Annotated in this window: 13 protein-coding genes; 6 read left to right on the forward strand and 7 right to left on the reverse strand. The window is 70.1% G+C overall.

Annotation, left to right across the window (positions count from 1 at the left end):
* Positions 1–271 precede the first annotated feature (271 nt).
* On the forward strand, positions 272–1,330 hold the full coding sequence (locus ACZK5D_RS16130; protein WP_458994410.1) for an IS110 family RNA-guided transposase: 1,059 nt from the start codon (positions 272–274) through the stop codon (positions 1,328–1,330).
* Between the two features lie 292 nt (positions 1,331–1,622).
* On the opposite strand, the gene ACZK5D_RS16135 is transcribed toward ACZK5D_RS16130, so the two are convergent.
* Positions 1,623–2,723 (reverse strand): Gfo/Idh/MocA family protein, encoded by a 1,101-nt coding sequence (locus tag ACZK5D_RS16135; protein WP_463666043.1) that lies wholly within the window; start codon positions 2,721–2,723, stop codon positions 1,623–1,625.
* The gene (locus tag ACZK5D_RS16140) at positions 2,720–3,619 is read right to left on the reverse strand and encodes a DUF6807 domain-containing protein (RefSeq protein WP_463666044.1); all 900 of its coding nucleotides are present in this window, start codon (positions 3,617–3,619) and stop codon (positions 2,720–2,722) included. Before ACZK5D_RS16140 ends, ACZK5D_RS16135 begins: the two co-directional genes overlap by 4 nt.
* A gap of 127 nt (positions 3,620–3,746) precedes the next feature.
* Between ACZK5D_RS16140 and ACZK5D_RS16145 the strand changes: the two genes are divergently transcribed.
* Both ACZK5D_RS16145 and ACZK5D_RS16150 read left to right on the forward strand, forming a co-directional pair.
* A complete protein-coding gene (locus ACZK5D_RS16145; protein ID WP_463666045.1) occupies positions 3,747–4,373 on the forward strand; it encodes a bifunctional 4-hydroxy-2-oxoglutarate aldolase/2-dehydro-3-deoxy-phosphogluconate aldolase in 627 nt (208 codons plus the stop codon).
* 1 nt (position 4,374) lies between these two features.
* Positions 4,375–5,478 carry a sugar kinase gene (locus ACZK5D_RS16150; RefSeq protein ID WP_463666046.1) on the forward strand — a complete coding sequence of 368 codons (1,104 nt, stop codon included), beginning with the start codon at positions 4,375–4,377 and terminating at the stop codon, positions 5,476–5,478.
* A 300-nt stretch (positions 5,479–5,778) separates the two neighbouring features.
* Here ACZK5D_RS16150 and ACZK5D_RS16155 read toward each other — a convergent pair whose 3' ends face one another.
* The 5 genes from ACZK5D_RS16155 to ACZK5D_RS16175 form a co-directional block, all read right to left on the reverse strand.
* Positions 5,779–7,437: a hypothetical protein gene (locus tag ACZK5D_RS16155; RefSeq protein WP_463666047.1), complete on the reverse strand. Its 1,659-nt coding sequence runs from the start codon at positions 7,435–7,437 to the stop codon at positions 5,779–5,781.
* Between the two features lie 5 nt (positions 7,438–7,442).
* On the reverse strand, positions 7,443–8,306 hold the full coding sequence (locus ACZK5D_RS16160; protein ID WP_463666048.1) for a carbohydrate ABC transporter permease: 864 nt from the start codon (positions 8,304–8,306) through the stop codon (positions 7,443–7,445).
* Positions 8,303–9,205, reverse strand: coding sequence for a carbohydrate ABC transporter permease (locus ACZK5D_RS16165; RefSeq protein ID WP_463666049.1), 903 nt, complete (start codon positions 9,203–9,205; stop codon positions 8,303–8,305). The genes ACZK5D_RS16160 and ACZK5D_RS16165 overlap by 4 nt, the downstream gene beginning before the upstream one ends.
* A gap of 33 nt (positions 9,206–9,238) precedes the next feature.
* On the reverse strand, positions 9,239–10,510 hold the full coding sequence (locus ACZK5D_RS16170; RefSeq protein WP_463666050.1) for an ABC transporter substrate-binding protein: 1,272 nt from the start codon (positions 10,508–10,510) through the stop codon (positions 9,239–9,241).
* Between the two features lie 132 nt (positions 10,511–10,642).
* Positions 10,643–11,791: a Gfo/Idh/MocA family protein gene (locus ACZK5D_RS16175; protein WP_463666051.1), complete on the reverse strand. Its 1,149-nt coding sequence runs from the start codon at positions 11,789–11,791 to the stop codon at positions 10,643–10,645.
* A gap of 64 nt (positions 11,792–11,855) precedes the next feature.
* On the opposite strand from ACZK5D_RS16175, the gene folP reads away from it, so the two are divergent.
* The 3 genes from folP (at position 11,856) to scpA (ending at position 16,910) form a co-directional block, all read left to right on the forward strand.
* Positions 11,856–12,743: a dihydropteroate synthase gene (gene folP, locus ACZK5D_RS16180; protein ID WP_463666052.1), complete on the forward strand. Its 888-nt coding sequence runs from the start codon at positions 11,856–11,858 to the stop codon at positions 12,741–12,743.
* Positions 12,744–12,855: 112 nt separating this feature from the next.
* Positions 12,856–14,727 carry a methylmalonyl-CoA mutase small subunit gene (gene mutA / locus ACZK5D_RS16185; protein WP_463666053.1) on the forward strand — a complete coding sequence of 624 codons (1,872 nt, stop codon included), beginning with the start codon at positions 12,856–12,858 and terminating at the stop codon, positions 14,725–14,727.
* A gap of 2 nt (positions 14,728–14,729) precedes the next feature.
* Positions 14,730–16,910: a methylmalonyl-CoA mutase gene (gene scpA, locus ACZK5D_RS16190; protein ID WP_463666054.1), complete on the forward strand. Its 2,181-nt coding sequence runs from the start codon at positions 14,730–14,732 to the stop codon at positions 16,908–16,910.
* Positions 16,911–16,955 lie beyond the last annotated feature (45 nt).

Below are 16,955 nucleotides of genomic sequence, written 5' to 3' on the forward strand. Positions count from 1 at the left end.
GCCTCGAAGCTGTGAGTCTGGTGTCACCACCTCATTGGTGGTGTTGTTGGGATCGACGGTCGCGTCGTGACTCTCCTCGAAGCTGGCCCTCCGGGTGCCTTGGTCAGGACATGTCCGGCGTGAGCGTCGACCCCGACCCGAGCAGAAACCAGTGGCCTGATTCAGGAGCTTGACCAACCAGCGTCAGCAGCGCCGGTTGTGTCCCATCACAGTTGTGCCTAGTCCCTGCCCGGATCGGAACCCGATGGTTGACGTCCATGGAAGGGGACGCATGTCCAGTGTGAAGAATCTCCGCGAGCTTGTCGACCTCGTGATCGGGGTCGACACCCACGAGCAGTTCCACGTCGCCGCGGCCGTTGACGCGGTCACCGGCGGGGTGCTCGACACGATCAAGACCCCGGCCGACCCGGCCGGCTATCAGCAGCTCATCGACTGGGCCCACACCCGTCCCGGCCGGCGCGGGTGGGCCATCGAGGGCACCAACAGCCACGGCATCGGCCTGACCCGCGCCCTGGCCGGCGAACTGGTGGTCGAGGTCGACCGACCAGAGCGGATCAAGCGCCGCAACGGCGCAAAGTCCGACTCCATCGACGCGGTCCGGGCAGCCCGGGACGCGTTGGGCCGGGACTCCCTGTCCACCCCGCGGGCGGTCACCGGTGACCGTGCCGCGCTCCAGGTCCTTGTCACCAGCAGACACCTGACGATCACGCAGGCCACCGACACCGAACGCCAACTCCGCTCGATGGTGCTCACCGCCCCCGACGAGCTCCGGTCACGGTTCACCGGCCGCAAGACCGCCCCGATGGTCACCCAGGCCCTGAAACTACGACCCCACACCAATGACGACCCCCTGACCGGGATCCTGATGCCGGTACTGAAGGAACTCGCACAGCGGGCCCGGTCGCTGCGGCTCTACGCCAAGGCCCTGCAACGGCAGATCCTCGACATCGTCAGGAAGTGGCGCCCTGACCTGCTCGACCTCAACGGCGTCGGACCGATCGTCGCGGCGAGCCTGCTGCTGGTGTGGTCCCATCCCGGACGCGTCCACTCCGAGGCCGCATTCGCGATGCTCTCCGGAACCGCCCCCATCCCGGCCACCAGCGGCACACAACAGACCAGACACCGCCTTAACCGCTCCGGCGACCGCCACCTCAACCAGGCCATCCACACCATCATCCTCTGCAGACAACGCAACGACCCAGCCACCAAGGCCTACATCGAACGCCGCACCGCTGAAGGCCGAACCAAGCGAGAGATCCGCCGCTGCCTCAAACGATACGTCGCCCGCCAGACCTTCAGAATCCTCGAAAAAGGGGTTGACAAAACATAGGAGCGTCCTAAGAAACGTTCCTTGTCAGCCTGCGTTTCTTAGGCTTCGAGGCCGCTGCGCGGCACCTCAGCCAGCGGGGGGAGGCCCGTCTCGCCTTGTTCCGCTGGGTGAGCCGGTCGGGCGCGAAGCGCCACCGACCGCGTCGAAGCCTCCGGTAGCCGGTTCGTGGACCTGGCCCAGGTCCACGGTGACCTCACGTCGGTTTCGACACGGGCGCGCATCGCTTCGCTCCTCGCGGCCCGGCTCAACCAGCGTCGGGGGAAGGGCCGCTGCGCGGCACCTCAGCCAGCGGTTACAGCCGCTCCGCGACACCGCACATGTCGGCCACGGGGCTCGCGAACCCGTGGCGGTGCGTCGGGTGGTCGGCCAGGCCTGCCGGGGTGATGACGGCACCGTCGGCCGCGGCGGACGCGTAGATCGCCGCCACCATCTCGATGGAGCGGGCGGGCGCATCCGCCGTCGGCGGCAGCGGCCGGCCGGCCAGCAGCGCGTCGAAGACGTCGCGGAGCAGCGGAGCGTGGTCGCTCCGCTCCTCGTGCTCGGGGAAGGCCCACGCCGCCGCCTCGTCCTCGAACCCGGGGGCCGGCGTGATCTGCCAGTTCTCGTGCCCGTGGCCGTAGAGGTGCTCGACGGTGACCGTCGCCTTCTGCGTGTCGATGCGGACCGCGCTGACCTGGCGCGGGGAGACCGCGCTGGTGACCACCTGCGCCACCGTGCCGTTCGCGAACGTGATGGTGGCGGTCGACGCGTCCTCGGTCTGGGTCTCGCGGTCGAGGCGCCACAGGCGGCCCTGCACGCTGGCCCAGTCCCCCAGGAGGAAGCCCAGGAGGTCCAGCTGGTGGATGCCGTGGCCGAGCGTGGTTCCGCCTCCCTCAGTCTCCCACTTCCCGCGCCACGGGACGGCGAAGTACGCCTCGTCGCGGAACCACAGCGTCTGGCAGACCGCGATGAGCGGGCGCCCCAGCGCGCCGTCGTCGAGCAGCTGGCGGACGTGCGCGGCCGCGGTGCCGGTGCGCTGCTGGAACACGACGGCCAGCTCCTTTCCGGCCGCATCGGCGGCCGCGCGCATGTCGTCGAGCTCGTCGAGCGACGGGGCCGGCGGCTTCTCCACCACCACGTGCGCACCCGCGGCGAACGACGCGAGCGTCTGGGCGCGATGCACTCCCGGCGGGGTGCAGATGAGCACAACGTCGGGGTGCTCGGCGGCGAGCAGCTCGTCGAGCGTGTCGTAGACGGCCGGGCTCCCCCACTGCGCGGCGAAGGCGTCGCCCTTGGAGCGGGTCTGGTTGGTGACCGCGACGAGCTCGGCGTGCGGGTGGGCCTCGACCGCGCGGGCGTGGAAGTGGGCGACGGCGCCGGTGCCGACGATGGCGCAGCGAAGGGTCTGGGTCATGCGGATGCCCTGGATCCAGGAGTGCCGATCGCCCGGAGCTCGGCGACGAGATCGGCCCCCATGCCAGAGGCATGGACGGCCACGTCGGAGGTGCCGACGACGACCGCCGCGGACAGGATCAGCGTCTCGCCCGGAGGCAGCCGCGTCTCGGTGAAGAAGAACGGCGCGGGGTTGAGGCCCGCGTACTCCTCGCTGCGGGCGAACCACGGGTTGGGCTCCTCGGCACCGTCGAGCATGAGGACGCCGGCGGAGCGGTCTGGGGCCACGAAGGCCAGCCACGGGCCGGCCCCACCGCGCGCCGCGTCGCCGACGGCCCCCGACGGCCCCTGGATCTCGCCGCCGGTGAAGCTGACGGGACCGCGCCAGAAGATGCCGCAGTAGCCCGCATTCTCCCGGCCCTTCGACGTGGGCGAGCCGAAGCCCAGCACCTCGCCCGAGACGTTGGTCAGGGCGCTGTGCCAGGTGAGTGCCCAGGTGTCGTCGTCGACGGGGCGGGCGGTGAGGCGACGCTCCTCGGTCAGCACCGGCGAGCCGTCCTCGGCCACCCAGTCCAGCCGCTCAAGGAGTTCCGCCCCGTGGTCGCGGGTGCCGAACTCGAAGGACCGGTGCACCTGCGCCCCGTTGTTGGGCAGCTGCACGTACCCGCTCCCGTGCACGTAGGTGGGCCCTCCCCAGAAGTTGTGGGGCCCCACCACGGGCAGCGCCAGCGAGAGCCCCTTGTGCCAGACGTGGTCGTCGGGACGGTAGGCGGTGACGTCTGCGCCGGCGCGCGTCCGGAGGATGGCGTAGGGACGCGGCGACTCGAGCTGCGCCTCCGTCGGCTCGTGGACGTACTCGGCGACGGTGACGTCGCCGTCGACCAGCAGGAGCCGACCTGGCCCGGTGTCGAACTTCATGGGACCTCCACGGTGAGGATGGGCGGGGCGCCCGCCTCAGCGGCAGGCACGACAACACACTAGAGGAATTGCTGGGAAAGCGCTATCCTGACTTCGTCTTCATCCCGATGAACCCAAAGGAGGGCTCATGCACGTGGCCGACAATCGGATCATCCCGGTGGTGGTCATCAACCACGCCGAGCGCGCTGCGGCGCTGGGCGAGGCGCTGGTGGCAGGCGGCATCCCGATCGCCGAGGTGACCTTCCGCACCGAAGCGGCTCCCGAGTCGATCCGGCGGATGTCCGCCAACCCCGCGCTGCTCGTCGGCGCGGGCACCGTGCTGAGCGTCGCCCAGGTGGACCAGGCTGTCGACGCAGGCGCCCGGTTCATCGTCTCCCCCGGGTTCAGCGCCGCCGTCGTTCAGCGCGCCCAGCACCACGGCCTTCCGGTCTTCCCGGGCGCGGTCACGCCTTCGGAGATCATGGCCGCCCTCGACCTCGGCCTGACCACCCTCAAGTTCTTCCCCGCCAACATCTACGGCGGGGCCGCCGCGCTCAAGGCGCTCGGGGCGCCCTTCCCGCAGGTGCGGTTCATCCCGACAGGCGGGGTCTCCGCGGACAACCTCGGGACCTACCTCACGCTCCCCAACGTCGCCGCGGTCGGCGGCTCCTGGATGGTTCCCGCCGCCGCCGTCGACGCGGGCGACATGGACACCGTCCGCACTCTCTGCGCCGAGGCCTCCGCCGCGGCCGCCTCATTCGGAACGGAGTCCTGACATGGGCACTCTCACCCTGCGTCCGGCCGAGGAGTGCCGCTACCAGGCGGTCTCGCTCGGCGAGGTCATGCTGCGCCTCGACCCGGGGAACCTGCGCATCCGCACCGCCCGCTCCTTCGACGCGTGGGAGGGCGGCGGCGAATACAACGTCGTCCGCGGCCTCTCCCGCGTCTTCGGCCTGCCGACGGCCGCAATCACCGCGCTGGTCGACGACGAGGTGGGCCACCTCGTCGAGGGCTTCATCCTTGCCGGCGGCGTCGACACCCGCTGGATCAGATGGGCGAAGAGCGACGGCGTCGGCCGAACCGTCCGTAACGGCCTGAACTTCACCGAACGCGGCTTCGGCGTGCGCGGCGCGAAGGGCGTGTCCGACCGCGGGCACACCGCGATCTCGCAGCTGCGCCCCGACGAGGTCGACTTCGACAGGCTGTTCGGTGAGGCCGGGGTCCGCTGGCTGCACACCGGCGGCATCTACGCCGCCCTCTCCGAGCAGTCCGCCGCGACGGCCCTGGCCGCGGTGAAGGCCGCCAAGAAGCACGGCACGGCCGTCTCCTACGACCTGAACTACCGCCCCAGCCTGTGGCAGACGATCGGCGGCCAGGCCCGCGCCCAAGAGGTCAACCGCGAGCTGGCCAGGTACGTCGACGTGATGATCGGCAACGAGGAGGACTTCACCGCGGCCCTCGGCTTCGAGGTCGAGGGGGTCGACGAGCACCTCTCGGAGCTGCCCATCGAGGGCTTCAAGGCCATGATCGAGCAGGTCGCGCAGGCTTACCCGAACATGTCCGTCATCGCCACCACCCTGCGCACGGTCCGCTCGGCCTCCATCAACGACTGGGGCGCCGTGGCCTGGTCAGCCGACACCGGCCTGGTGCAGGCCACCCACCGCGAGGGCCTTGAGATCCTCGACCGGGTGGGCGGTGGGGACTCCTTCGCCTCCGGCCTGATCTACGGCCTGCTCACGGGTGAGCCGCTCTCCACCTGCGTCGAGTACGGCGCGGCCCACGGGGCGCTCGCCATGACCACTCCGGGCGACACCTCGATGGTGACCACGGCGGAGGTGCTCAAGCTCGCCGGCGGCGGCAACGCCCGGGTGGATCGGTAGCGGGCCCCATCCCTGTGGGCTGAGGCGCGGCGCCCCAGCCCACAGGGTTCCCGCTGGCTGAGGTGCCGCCAAGCGGCCTCCCCCCGCTGGCTGAGACCCCGCGAAGCGGCCTTCCCCCGCTGGCTACGGTCCCGCCAAGCGGCCTTCCCCCGCTGGCTGAGGTGCCGCGAAGCGGCCTCGAAGCCTAACAAACGCAAGCTGACAAGGAACGTTTCTGAGGCTTCGAGGCTCGTCGCTTCGCTCCTCACACTCTAGCCAGCGGGGTCGGACCTCGGGCCGCGGTGGGGGGCCGGGCTCTCCTCAGGCTGCGAGGAGGCGCAGCTCCAGCGGGGTGCCGGAGCGCCAGGCGACGGCCAGCCTCGGTCCGGTCAATGCGTCCGATCCACCCGCGTAGCGGACGGCTTCGCCGGGCTCGTAGAAGGCCACTGCGCTGAGGGCGGCACCCGTCGGTTCGACGGCCCATGCCTCGCCGTCGGCCGTGGTGATCCGGACGGGCCCCCTGGCCACCCAGAGGTCCGGCTCGTCCCCCGGATCGGCCCCGGTGACGTCTGCCGGGGCTGCCCCCAGCGCGAGCTCCAGACACATCGGCACCGCCGGGCCGTCGGTGTCGACCCTCACGCGGATCCCGTCGTCGAGGCGCTCGACGGTGACCGTGGTCGCGAGCGCGACGGTGTCGCGGCCCCGTTCGTCGAAGGACATCCTGGCGGCGAAGCGGCCCTCGAAGCCGAGGCCGTACTCGCCGGCGGGGTTCCGGCGCCCGGGGTCGAGCGGCTGATAGTAGGCCGCCGCGACACTCTCCCGGAGCGTGACGGTGCCTCCGTCGCGCACGATCGCGTCCGCGCGGAAGGGCCCGAGGCCGAAGAACGCCCGCGACAACCGCATCCCCGTCACACGCACCCCGCCGCGCCGGTACGCGGCGATGGACGGCTCGTGGTTGACGCCCGAACAGACCCTGCCAATGGCCGCCACATCCGAGGCCGCCCGGACCACCAGTTCCTCGTCCTCACCGACGAACAGCGCCAGTTCGCTGGCTGCCAGGTCGTGCCAGCCGCTCTGGCGGTGCGCCTCCGCGGAAAGCGCCGGCTCGACGACGGAGCCGTCCAGTAGCCCGGCGGCGATCTCCACCGGGTCTCCGCCTCCGGCCGCGGCGCAGCGCTCCGCCATGGACGCGCAGAGCCGGCACCCGAAGGCGCCTGCGGTGGTGAGGTAGCCGAACTCGAAGGGCGCGACGGAGAACCCGCGCCCCTGATCCTGGCGGCGGGACTGGAGGGTGAGCACGGACCCGTCGTCGGAGGTGAGGAGCGCGTGCGTGTGCAGGTTGCGGTGCACCACGTCGAGGAGGTCCGCCCGGCCCAGCAGCGAGGCCAGCACGGTGAGGCTGGGGTTGCTGACGTAGGCCGCGTAGTTGGGGCTGCGCTCGGAGTAGAGGCCGTCGCTCTGCACGTCGACGCCCTCGGCGAGCCACTGCTGTGCGCGGCTCGTGAGCGACGCGTCGCCCAGCAGGGCGCCCGAGCGGGCGAGCGCCGACGCGATCTCCCAGCGGTGGTTCGGCGTGTGCACTCCCCCGACCCTGAGCGCCCCGGCGACCGAGGAGACGATTCCCTCCACCCGTCGGCGCACCTCCTCCCACGGGTCACCCATGGCGTCCGCGGCGCGCAGGACCAGCGCCAGCCGCGCCAGGCCGTTGATGCTGAAGCTCGTGTCGGGCGGGGAGAGCACGTTGTCGCCGACGACGAACAGCCCCGTGCTCTCGTCCTGCTGGCGCGCCAGCGAGTCGAGGGCCGTGAGAGCCACCGTGGTTGCGGCGTCGTCGACGCGTCCCTCCAGCAGCATCCAGTAGCAGGCCGCCTCGGCCACGTGCTGGAGGCTGCGGTGCGGCGCCTCGGCGCCAGTCCTCACGTCCGGCCCGCTCCAGGTGTCGTGGAGCGAACCGATGACCCGTCGCCGCAGGGCACCCACCGTCGTCACCCCTTGAGCCCGCTGTTGAGATCGGCGTTGAGGATGTACTTCTGGAACAGGATGAACACGAACCCCATCGGGATGATCGAGATCACCGAGGCGGACAGCAGCACCGACCAGTCGATGTTCTCGGCACCGACGATGGAGCGAAGCGCCACCTGGAGGGTGTAGAGGTTCGGGTCGTTAAGCACCAGCAGCGGCCAGATGAAGTCGTTCCAGCGCCAGTGGAAGGAGAAGATGGCCAGCGTGAACGCGATGGGCTTGGCCAGGGGCAGCATCATCGACCAGAAGATCCGCATCTCGCTGGCCCCGTCGATGCGGGCGGCCTCGAGCAGTTCGTCGGGCACGCTGCGGTAGTACTGGCGGAACATGAAGATGCCGGTGGCGGTGATGATCGACGGGATGATCACGCCGGGGAGCTGGTTGTAGAGGCCGAGGTCGCGGATGACGATGAACGTCGACGGCATGATCACCTCGGTGGGCAGCATCGTCGTGGCGAGGATGCAGATGAAGAACACCTTCAGCCACTTGTTCTTGTACTTGGCGAACGCGAAGCCGGTCATGGCGCTGACGATGACGGTCAGCACGGTGGTGACGATGGCCACCACGGCGGTGTTGCGGAAGTACAGGGCGAAGTCGTAGCGCGCCCAGGCCGTCTGGTATCCCGCCACTGACCAGTCCTCGGGGAGGGCGGTCAGGGGGTAGCGGAAGAGCTCGCCGGCGGGCTTGAAGGAGCTGAGCAGGAACCAGGCCAGCGGCACGATGAACAGCAGGGCCATGCCCCAGAGGACCGCGGTCTGAACCGCGGACGGGATCCAGTGGCCGGGCTCGCGGGTGCGACGGCGACGGACTGTGGTGGGCGTGCTCATTCGTACTCAGCTCCCTTGTCGAACTGCATCTGGATGCCGGCGATGACCAGCAGGAGCAGCATGAGGATGACCGACGCCGCGCTCGCGTAGCCGATCTTGGCCCGTTCGAAGCCGGTCGAGTAGATGTACTGGACCATCAGGTTGTTCTGCGTGCCCGGTCCTCCGCCGTTGAGGGCCTGGATCAGGGCGAACTCCTTCATCGAGCCGATCGTGCTGAGCAGGATGACCATGAAGGAGGTGGGCTTGAGCAGGGGAAGCGTGATCTTCCAGAACTGCTGCCCGGTGGAGGCGCCGTCGATGCTGGCCGCCTCGTAGTAGGACTGCGGGATGTTCTTCAGGGCCGCTGAGAACAGGAGCATGGAGAAGGCCATGCCGCCCCAGATCCCGGCGATGACCACCACGAACAGCGACAGGTTGGCGTTCGACTGCCACGAGACCGGCGCGACGCCGATCAGGCTGAGCAGATAGTTGACCAGCCCGAAGCTCTCGCCGAACAGCCAGCGCCAGATGACGCCCGCCACGATCGGGGAGACGAGCCACGGGAGGAAGAAGATGACGCGGGCCACGCCGGCCCCCTTCGTCCGCGGGCTGGTGATCAGCCACGCGGACAGAAGGGAGACGACGAAGCCCAACGGCACCGTGATGACCGCGTAGGTCAGCGTCCGGAACAGCGCGCTGTAGAAGTCCTCGTCCTGGAACAGTTCGACGAAGTTCTCCAGCCCGATCCAGTCGGCGTCACCCACACCGCGGTAGTCGGTGAAGGCGTAGTAGATGCCGAGGCCTCCGGGCATGACGAAGAACAGGACGAACAGGACCATCGTGATGACGGTGAAGGACAGGGGGGCCAGTTGCGGGATGCGGTTACCCCGCCGCTTCCGGCTTTCCACAGGCGTGCTCATGGGCGCTGATGCCTCCTTGGGTCGGTTGGTCGGTCAGCTCAGGGCGTCGGTCATCTGCTCGGAGATGTTGGCCATGGCCTCGTCGATCGTGACCTCGTCGTTCAGGTACTTGACCGTCTCGTCGCGGATCGGGTCACCCTCCGTGGTCTTGCCGGCAACCGCGTTGCGGATGTCGTTGGCCAGCGCGATGCCGACCGCGTCAGGCGAGACGGCGATCTCCTCGTTGTAGATCTCGAACGCGTCCTGGTTGCCCGAGTAGGTGGGCTCGATGCCGTCGGAGGCGGGCAGCATGGAGGAGTACTCCATCAGGCGGGTGTAGTTCTCGGGGGTGTACAGCCAGTCGACGAAGTCCAGCGCCTCCTGGGTCTGGCCGGTCTCCTCGAAGACCACCATGTCCGCCGCGTTGCCGAACATCGTGGCGCGCACCGGCTGGGCCGGCATGCGCACGGAGACCCACTCGAAGTCCGTGATCTCGGCGTCGAAGGACGCGATCTGCCACGAGCCGGAGTAGTAGGACGCCACCTGGCCGGACTTGAACAGCGCGGCCGGGTCGTCGGCGCTGAGCCACACCGAGCGGGGCATGAACTTGTCGTCGTTGAGGGTCTTGAAGTACTCGATCGCCGGCTGGGTGGCGTCGTTGGTCTCGTAGACGCCCTCGTCGTTGGGCAGCCACAGCTCGGAGCCGAACTGGAACAGGAAGGACTTCAGGCGGTGCGAGGAGCGGTCCATGACCATGCCGTACTTGGCGCCGGTAGCCTCCTGGACGCGCGTGGCCGCGGCCACGTACTCGTCCCAGGTCCAGACGTCGTCACCGGAGGTGGGCCAAGTCTCGCCCGCCTCGTCCCAGAGCGTCTTGTTGAGGTACAGGCCGACGGCGGTGAGGTCGCTGGGCAGCGAGAGGGCCTCGCCGTCCTCGGTCACCTTGGCCAGGTCCATCATGACGCCGTTCTTCTCGCCGATCTCGGAGAGGTCGGCGAGCTGGTCGATCCAGGTGGGGTCGACGGATGGCATGCGGGCGAGGGCGGGCAGGTCGTTGGCGAGGGCCGCGTTCTTGACCTTGACGGCGAGATCGTCGTACGCGAGGTCGACGACCTCGATCTCGACGCCGGTCTCCTCCGTGTACTCGGCGGCCAGCTTGGCGTAGCCGCCGCCCTGGGACGTGTCGCCGGAGAGGTAGAACTGCAACGGCTCGCCGCTGGGGGCCTCTGCCCCGCCGCTGGTCTCCGGATCGGTTCCGCCGGCGCAGGCCGCCAGCGGCATCAGCAGCGCCATGGCGACGCCGAGGGTGAAGCGCTTCTTGAGCACTGGAACTCCTTTCGTGGTCACACGCCGTCTTTGGCTTGCGCCCGAGACGTCAGCGTGCGATCGGGTTCCCTCACGGTAGCAAGCGCTTTCCCAAATGTCACGCTTTTTGTGTGGACATTCTCGCGGTGCTTGTCAGGGCCTCCAGCGGGTGGGCGCTGCCGTGGCCCAGGGGGCCCCGACCACCGACCACGGCACCCCACGACGCACCGATTCGAGCAGATCCGCCTCGATGTGCGCGATGACCGGGGCGCGGTCATCGCCCTCGCCCGACCACGTCACGAACGCCTGGTCGACCGGTTGCGGCTCGGGCGATGTCTGGCTGGCCTCGAGCACGGACATGAAGGCGCCGGTCTCGACGAGAGGGGCCAGGAGGGCGGCGCCGGTGTCGCGGTGGTCGAGCAGGTTGGCGAGGAGCCCCTGCCTGGTGACCCGCTCGATGCGTGCGGGCTCGTCCGCGAGGCGCCAGTCGACCTCGTCGTCGGTGTAGCGGAAGGTCACCGAACCGCGGTCGCCGATCACGGCCACGCTCGGGGACGGGTCGACAGCCACCGTCGGGGCACACAGCGTAAGGGCCGCCTGGACCGGGACGCCGACGGTGGTGCCCACCTCCACCCAGGCGGTGTCGTCGGTGGCGATGTCGTGGGCCCGGTACAGCTCGGTGTCCACCCATCGCACCTGGTCAGCGCGCTGTGCGCCAGCGACGGCCAGCGCTGAGGCGACGGCGTGGGCCAGCGGATTGGTGACCACGCCGTCGGCGACGCGTCGGCCGTTGAAGACACGGTGACCGGCCCAGTCGCTCCGCGCGTAGTAGGCGACGCTGCGGCTCCACGCGCCCCACGCGACCACCCTGGCGTGATCCCCCACCAGCCCCTCGGCGAGGGCCACCTGCAGCACGTCGATGCCGTCCGAGCCGAGCGCCTGGAAGCCCACCTGAACGGCTCGGCCGGTGCGCTCGACCACGCCCTGTAGTTGAGTGAACTCCGCCAGCGACGCCGTCGGGGGCTTCTCCAGCAGGACGTCGGCGCCGTGCTCGAGGGCGAGGGCGGCAAGGGCGGCGTGCGTACCGATGGGGGTGGCGATGCTCACCACGTCGGCCTCATGCCCGGCGAGCGCTTGCTGGAGGGTGTCGTAGACGGGCGCACCGGCGAATCCGCCGGGCGCGGGGTCCACCGCCGCCACGAGGGCCGCGCGGCCGGCGGCCGCCTGCTCCGCGATGGCCTCGAGGTGGTGCCGGCCGTATCCGTTGACGCCGACCTGGATGATTCGCGCGGGAGAGCTCACCCGACCATCCTGTCACCACTGCGCTCCCCGCGGGAGCGCCGCGAACCCGACCTAGACTTCCGGAGTGACCCATCCCCAGCCCGCCCCGCTGGTCCTGCGCGGACTCCGGTTCGACGCGGCCAGGCCCGCCGTCATGGGCATCATCAACCGCACCCCCGACTCCTTCTACGCCTCCGCTCGTTACCTCGACGACGACGCCGCCCTCGCCCGCGCCGTGCAGATGGTCGACGAGGGGGTGGACCTCATCGACGTCGGAGGAGTCCGCGCCGGGCAGGAGGGCGAATGGATCGACGAGGCCACCGAGATCGCGCGCGTCCGCCCGTTCGTCCTGGCGCTGCGCGAGCGGTTCCCGCTCCTCCCCATCAGCCTCGACACGTGGCGCGCCGAGGTGGCGCAGGCCTGTGAGGGCGCCGTCGACCTCGTCAACGACACCTGGCAGGGCGCGGACCCGGACCTCGTCCACGTGGCCGCGACACTCGGCGCCGGCTACGTGGTCTCCCACGTGGGCGGGCTCCCGCCACGCACGGACCCGGTAGGCATCGACTACGGCCCAGGGGAGGCCGTCGTGGAGGACGTGCTCCGGGTGCTGAGCGACGGCGCCCGGCGGGCACTCGACGCCGGCGTCCGGCCCGACGGCGTCCTCGTCGACCCCACCCTGGACTTCGGCAAGACCACGCCCAACTCGCTCGCCCTCGTGGCGGCCACTGACCGCGTCGTCGCGCTGGGTTTCCCCGTCCTGCAGGCCATCAGCCGGAAGGACTTCGTCGGCGAGACCCTCGACCTGCCCGCCGACGAACGGCTCGAGGGCAGCCTGGCCGCCACAGCCGTCGCCGCCTGGCTGGGGGCAACCGTTTTCCGCGCCCACGACGTGCGCGCCACGCGTCGCACGCTGGACATGGTGGCGTCCATCCGCGGCGACCGCCCGCCGGCCCGGGCCGAGCGCGGCCGCTGAGGGTATCACTGCCTGTCGGTCTGACCTATCACCGCCCCGCCCTCGCGGGGGTGTCCCGCTGGTTTAGTGTGGTGGCGTGGGTGCAAACCCCCTAGAGACAAGACGGAGAGCGATGAGCGATCAAGCCACCAGTGCGGCCGACATCAGCCTGGCCGCAGACTTCGACACTCCCTCCCAGGCGGACTGGGAGAAAGAGGTCCTGAAGGTCCTGAACCGAAAGCGCCCCGAGGGCAAGGAGCTCAGTGTCGAGCAGGCGTACAAGCGCCTCTCGAGCTCCACCGTCGACGGCCTCACCATCAAGCCGCTGTACGTGAAGAGCGACGGCGTGTCCGAGCTCGGCTACCCCGGCGTCGCCCCGTTCGTGCGCGGCACCACGGTGCGCGACGGCGAGATGGACGCCTGGCACATCGCCCAGCTGCACGAGGACCCCGACGCCGCCGAGACCCGGCGCGCCATCCTGACTGACCTGGAGCGCGGCGGCACCGCCGTCTACCTGCGCGTCGATCCCGACGCCGTGGCGGTGGCCGACGTCCCGACGGTGCTTGCGGACGTCCTGCTGGACCTCGCCCCCGTCTACCTCACGTCCAAGACGCAGCAGCTCGACGCGGCCAAGGCCCTCGTCGACGTGCTCGCGGCCTCCGGCAAGGACGCGGCCAGCCTCACCGGCAACCTGGGAGTCGATCCCATCGGCGCAGCCGCCCTGGCCGGCACCCCGGCCGATCTCGGTGTTCTGGCCCAGGCCGTCGAACTCGCCAAGCCGTACCCGGGCGTGCGCCCCGTGGTCGTGGACGCGACGATCTACCACAACGCCGGCGCGGGCGACGTGCACGAGCTGGCCTACGCGGTCGCGGTGGGCGTGGAGTACGTCCGCGCGCTGACCGACGCGGGCCTCTCCGTGGACGAGGCCTTCGGCGCCCTGATGTTCCGCGTCTCGGCCACCACGGACCAGTTCGCCACGATCGCCAGGCTCCGCGCGCTGCGCGGCCTGTGGTCACGCGTCGGCGAGGTCCTCGGCGTCACCGAGGCCAAGCGCGGCGCCATCCAGCACGCGGTCACCTCCGAGCGCCAGATCTCCCGCGACGACGCCTACGTCAACATGCTGCGCGGCACCATCTCCTGCTTCGCGGCCTCCGCGGGCGGCGCCGAGGTGCAGACCGTGCTTCCGTTCGACGCCGCGGCCGGCCTCCCCACGGACTTCTCGCGCCGCACCGCCCGCAACACGCAGGTGGTCCTGGCCGAAGAGTCCAACGTGGGCCGGGTCAACGATCCCGCAGGCGGGTCCTGGTTCGTCGAGTCGCTCACGAAGCAGCTCTCCGACAAGGCATGGGCCGTGTTCCAGGGCCTCGACGCAGCCGGCTTCGCCGCCGCGCTTGCCGACGGCACCGTCAAGGCCCAGCTCGACGAGCTCAACGCTGCCCGTGCCGCGCAGCTGGCCACCCGCAAGATCCAGCTCACCGGCGTGTCGATGTTTCCCAACCACGAGGAGGCCGCGCTCGAGCGCAAGGCCCGCCCCGCGGCCCCGGAACTGGGCGGGCTCACGGTGGTGCGCGACTCGCAGGTGTTCGAGGACCTCCGCGACCGCTCCGCGGCGGCCCGCGCGGCCGGCAACGCGCCGACGGTGCTGCTCGCCTGCCTCGGCGCCCGCCGTGACTTCGGTGGACGCGAGGGCTTCACCTCGAACCTGCTGCACGTGGGCGGGCTCGACACGCTCGTCGCCGAGGGCGAGACCCCTGAGGACTTCGCACGGCAGCTCACCGAGTCGGGCGCGAAGGTCGCAGTGCTGTGCTCCAGCGCCAAGGTCTACGCCGCCCAGGGCGTCGCGGTGGCCGAGGCCCTGCGCGCCGCGGGTGCCGAGACCGTGCTGGTCGCCGGCCAGATCAAGGAGCTGGGCGAGGGCGCCGAGGGCGCCGTCGACGGCAACGTGTTCGACGGCATGAACGTGGTCGAACTGCTGACCGACACCCTGAACAAGATGGGAGCCTGAGCATGACTGTCCCCCGCTTCACCGACATCGAACTGACCGAGGCGGTCTCGGCTGACGCCGCCGCCAAGTTCGAGGCCATCATCGACGCCACCGGGCACTCCGCCGGCTGGCAGACCCCGGAGCGCATCCTGGTGCCGCCGCTGTACGGCGATTCGGACCTGGCCGGCCTCGACTTCCTCGAGACCGCGCCCGGCATCCCGCCGTTCCTCCGCGGCCCCTACGCCACCATGTACGTCAACCAGCCGTGGACGATCCGCCAGTACGCGGGCTTCTCCACCGCCGAGGAGTCCAACGCGTTCTACCGCCGCAACCTGGCCGCCGGCCAGAAGGGCCTCTCGATCGCGTTCGACCTCGCCACCCACCGCGGCTACGACTCGGACCACCCCCGCGTGGCCGGTGACGTGGGCATGGCCGGTGTCGCCGTCGACTCGATCCTCGACATGCGCCAGCTGTTCGACAAGATCCCGCTGGACCAGATGTCGGTGTCCATGACGATGAACGGCGCGGTGCTGCCGGTGCTGGCGCTGTACGTCGTCGCGGCCGAGGAGCAGGGCGTCAAGCCCGAGCAGCTCGCCGGAACCATTCAGAACGACATTCTGAAGGAGTTCATGGTCCGCAACACCTACATCTACCCGCCGTCGCCGTCGATGAAGATCATCGCGGACATCTTCGCCTACACCTCGGCGAACATGCCCCGGTTCAACTCGATCTCCATCTCCGGCTACCACATGCAGGAGGCCGGAGCGACGGCCGACATCGAGATGGCCTACACCCTGGCCGACGGCGTGGAGTACATCCGCGCCGGCGAGTCCGTGGGCCTCAACGTGGACCAGTTCGCACCCCGCCTGTCCTTCTTCTGGGCCATCGGCATGAACTTCTACATGGAGGTCGCCAAGATGCGCGCCGCGCGCATCCTGTGGGCCAAGCTGGTGCGCCAGTTCGGGCCGAAGAACCCGAAGTCGATGAGCCTGCGCACGCACTCGCAGACCTCCGGCTGGTCGCTGACCGCGCAGGACGTGTACAACAACGTGGTGCGCACCTGTGTGGAGGCCATGGGCGCCACGCAGGGGCACACCCAGTCGCTGCACACCAACGCGCTCGACGAGGCCATCGCGCTGCCGACGGACTTCTCCGCCCGCATCGCCCGCAACACCCAGCTGTTCCTGCAGCAGGAGTCGGGGACCACCCGCACGGTCGACCCGTGGGCCGGCTCCGCGTACGTCGAGAAGCTCACCGAGCAGCTCGCCCGCAAGGCGTGGGAGCGGATCCAGGAGGTGGAGCAGGCCGGCGGCATGGCCAAGGCCATCGAGCAGGGCATCCCGAAGATGCGCATCGAGGAGGCCGCGGCCCGCACCCAGGCCCGCATCGACTCCGGCCGCCAGCCGGTGATCGGCGTCAACAAGTACAAGCTGGACACCGAGGACGCCCTTGAGGTGCTGAAGGTGGACAACCGCGCGGTGCGCGAGGCCCAGATCGCGAAGCTGGCGCAGCTGCGCTCCGAGCGCGACGAGACCGTGACGCAGGAGATGCTGGAGCGGCTCACCTGGGTGGCGGCCAACCCCGACGCCACAGACCCGGACCGCAACCTGCTGAAGGTGGCCATCGACGCGGCCCGCGCGAAGGCCTCGCTCGGCGAGATCTCGGACGCGCTGGAGAAGGTTTACGGCCGCTACACCGCCCAGATCCGTACCATCTCAGGTGTGTACAACACCGAAGCCGGCACCAACGAGGACATCGCGACGGCCCGCAAGCTCGTCGAGGAGTTCGAGAAGAAGGAGGGGCGCCGCCCGCGCATCCTCGTGGCGAAGATGGGCCAGGACGGTCACGACCGTGGCCAGAAGGTCATCTCCACCGCCTATGCCGATCTCGGCATGGACGTCGACGTAGGCCCGCTGTTCCAGACGCCGGAAGAGGTGGCCCGCCAGGCCGTCGAGTCCGACGTCCACGTGGTGGGCGTCTCCTCCCTCGCGGCCGGCCACCTCACGCTGGTGCCCGCGCTGCGTCAGGAGCTGGACAAGCTGGGTCGCGAGGACCTGATGATCGTCGTGGGTGGCGTGATTCCGGCCCAGGACTTCGACGAGCTCCGCGAGCACGGCGCCGACGCGATCTACCCACCCGGCACCATCATCCCGGCGGCGGCGATCGATCTGCTGACCAAGCTGAACGAGCGCCTGGCCGACTGAACCCGGCACACGAGAAGTGGCCCGTCCCCTCAGGGGGCGGGCCAC

Source organism: Tessaracoccus yangjingae (assembly GCF_055326235.1).

Bases quoted from the DNA above. Each gene is read 5' to 3' on its own strand.
- ACZK5D_RS16130 (WP_458994410.1), top strand. From the start codon at position 272: ATGTCCAGTGTGAAGAATCTCCGCGAGCTTGTCGACCTCGTGATCGGG.
- ACZK5D_RS16135 (WP_463666043.1), bottom strand. From the start codon at position 2,723: ATGACCCAGACCCTTCGCTGCGCCATCGTCGGCACCGGCGCCGTCGCC.
- ACZK5D_RS16140 (WP_463666044.1), bottom strand. From the start codon at position 3,619: ATGAAGTTCGACACCGGGCCAGGTCGGCTCCTGCTGGTCGACGGCGAC.
- ACZK5D_RS16145 (WP_463666045.1), top strand. From the start codon at position 3,747: ATGCACGTGGCCGACAATCGGATCATCCCGGTGGTGGTCATCAACCAC.
- ACZK5D_RS16150 (WP_463666046.1), top strand. From the start codon at position 4,375: ATGGGCACTCTCACCCTGCGTCCGGCCGAGGAGTGCCGCTACCAGGCG.
- ACZK5D_RS16160 (WP_463666048.1), bottom strand. From the start codon at position 8,306: ATGAGCACGCCCACCACAGTCCGTCGCCGTCGCACCCGCGAGCCCGGC.
- ACZK5D_RS16165 (WP_463666049.1), bottom strand. From the start codon at position 9,205: ATGAGCACGCCTGTGGAAAGCCGGAAGCGGCGGGGTAACCGCATCCCG.
- mutA (WP_463666053.1), top strand. From the start codon at position 12,856: ATGAGCGATCAAGCCACCAGTGCGGCCGACATCAGCCTGGCCGCAGAC.
- scpA (WP_463666054.1), top strand. From the start codon at position 14,730: ATGACTGTCCCCCGCTTCACCGACATCGAACTGACCGAGGCGGTCTCG.